A 2,322-nucleotide genomic window follows, 5' to 3' on the forward strand; every position below is an offset into this window, starting at 1 on the left:
CCACCCCCCAGGTCATGCCATCGACAGGGGGCAAAAGTCATACCGGGCCCGGAGGCCAGCGGTCCTCTTGCAGGACCGCGGAAAACATAACGGGGGTTCAGGTGCTCGGCAGGCCGGCGAGCAGGTCGGTGATGCGGCGGTCGAGGTCGTCGCGGATGGCGCGGACGACCGCGATCGGGGCGCCGTCGGGATCGGCCACGGGCCAGTCCAGGTAGCGGCGGCCGGGCACGACGGGGCAGGCGTCGCCGCAGCCCATGGTGATGACGATGTCCGCCGCGCGCACGACCTCGTCGGTCAGCGGCTTGGGGAACGCTTCGGCCGGATCGGCGCCCGTCTCGGTGAGGACCTGCGCGATGTGCGGTTCGATCCCGGGCCCGGGGTGGGTGCCCGCGGAGGAGACGGTGACCCGGCCGCCCGCCCGGTGCTGAAGGAGGGCTGCGGCGAGCTGGGAGCGGCCGGCGTTGTGGCTGCACACGAAGAGCACCCGCGCCGGCCCCGTTCCCGGCGCGCCTTGGACGTGGGCGAGGGCGTCGAGGCGTTCGGCGGTGAAGCGCTCGGCCAGCACGACCAGGTGCGTGGTGACCGAGGCGGTCTCGGCCAGGCGCCGGTAGGAGTCGGTGAGCAGGCTCTGGACGGTCTCGGCCGAGAAGCGGCCGGTGTGCCGGGTGGCGAGCCGGGCGGTGCCGGCGGCCAGGCGCTCGTCGGGCAGGGCGGGGGTGGGAGTCGCGGACATAGAAAGACCCCTTCGACGGGCCTACGGGTCAGCCCCGGCTGGTATCAGCGCCGGGTGATGTGACAGTATCAGTCCATGATGACGTCAGTCGACACTGATCTGATCCGGGTGCTGGCCGACCCGCTCAGGCTCCAGATCGTGACCCTGCTCGCCCGCGAGACGCTGTGCACCACGCACCTGGTGGAGGAGACCGGCGCCCGGCAGACGAACCTCTCCAACCACCTGAGAGTCCTGCGTGAGGCCGGGGTCGTCGAGACCGAGCCGTGCGGGCGCTTCACCTACTACAAGCTCCGCGCGGACGTCATCGCATCGCTTGCCGGGCAGTTCGCCGACCTGGCCGAACAGGCCCGTACCGCCGCCGACAACAAGAGGGCCTGCCCGTGACCCGCACCGAAGCGCCCGCGACGACACAAGAAGCGTCCGTCGTCGCCAAGCTCTCCACGCTCGACCGCTATCTCGCCGTGTGGATCCTCATCGCCATGGCCGTCGGCCTCGGCCTCGGGCGGCTGATCCCGGGACTGAACGACGCGCTGGCCAAGGTGGAGATCGGCGGGATCTCCCTGCCGATCGCGCTCGGCCTGCTGATCATGATGTACCCGGTCCTGGCCAAGGTCCGCTACGACAAGCTGGACGCCGTCACCGGCGACCGCAAGCTGATGGCCTCCTCGCTGGTCATCAACTGGATCGTCGGGCCGGCGGTGATGTTCGCGCTGGCGTGGATCTTCCTGCCGGACCTGCCCGAGTACCGCACCGGCCTGATCATCGTCGGCCTGGCCCGCTGCATCGCCATGGTCATCATCTGGAACGACCTCGCCTGCGGCGACCGCGAGGCCGCAGCCGTCCTCGTCGCCCTGAACTCCGTCTTCCAGGTCCTGGCGTTCGGGCTGCTGGGCTGGTTTTACCTCGACCTGTTGCCCGGCTGGCTGGGCCTGGGCGACGGCGAGCACCTGGACATCTCGATGTGGGAGATCGCCTTGAACGTGGTCATTTTCCTCGGTGTCCCGCTGCTGGCCGGCTTCCTGACCCGCCGGATCGGGGAGAAGAAGATGGGCCGTACCGACTACGAGGCGAAGTTCCTGCCGAAGATCGGTCCGTGGGCCCTGTACGGGCTGCTGTTCACGATCGTCATCCTCTTCGCCCTCCAGGGGAAGACCATCACCTCCCAGCCTTGGGACGTGGCCCGGATCGCGCTGCCGCTGCTGGTGTACTTCGCGGTCATGTTCTTCGGCACCTTCCTCCTGGGCAAGGGCCTGGGCCTGGCCTATGACCGCACCGCGACGCTGGCGTTCACCGCGGCGGGCAACAACTTCGAGCTGGCCATCGCGGTCGCCATCGCCACCTTCGGCGTCACCTCCGGCCAGGCCCTGTCCGGCGTCGTCGGCCCGCTCATCGAGGTGCCGGTGCTGATCGGCCTGGTCTACGTCGCGCTCGCCTGGCGAGCCAAGTTCGCCCCGGGCGCGGTGACGACGGCTCCGTGACGCAGCACACGGATGTGGTGGTGGTCGGCGGCGGCCAGGCAGGGCTGGCCACACAACTCCTCGAAGACGGCCATGAGCCGCTGTCAGCGAGGTCCGCGCCGGTCTCTGAGG

At 69.8% G+C, this 2,322-nt stretch carries 3 protein-coding genes; 2 read left to right on the top strand and 1 reads right to left on the bottom strand.

Annotated features, from left to right (window positions below; translation table 11 throughout):
- Window positions 1-97: 97 nt before the first annotated feature.
- On the bottom strand, window positions 98-733 hold the full coding sequence (locus AB0C59_RS34770; RefSeq protein ID WP_363011860.1) for an arsenate reductase ArsC: 636 nt from the start codon (window positions 731-733) through the stop codon (window positions 98-100).
- A 75-nt stretch (window positions 734-808) separates the two neighbouring features.
- On the opposite strand from AB0C59_RS34770, the gene AB0C59_RS34775 reads away from it, so the two are divergent.
- Window positions 809-1,117 carry a metalloregulator ArsR/SmtB family transcription factor gene (locus AB0C59_RS34775; protein ID WP_363011862.1) on the top strand — a complete coding sequence of 103 codons (309 nt, stop codon included), beginning with the start codon at window positions 809-811 and terminating at the stop codon, window positions 1,115-1,117.
- On the top strand, window positions 1,114-2,211 hold the full coding sequence (gene arsB / locus AB0C59_RS34780; RefSeq protein WP_363011864.1) for an ACR3 family arsenite efflux transporter: 1,098 nt from the start codon (window positions 1,114-1,116) through the stop codon (window positions 2,209-2,211). Before AB0C59_RS34775 ends, arsB begins: the two co-directional genes overlap by 4 nt.
- The last annotated feature ends 111 nt before the right edge of the window (window positions 2,212-2,322 follow it).

It is taken from the genome of Streptomyces sp. NPDC048664 (assembly GCF_040650555.1).
Taxonomy (GTDB): Bacteria; Actinomycetota; Actinomycetes; order Streptomycetales; family Streptomycetaceae; genus Streptomyces.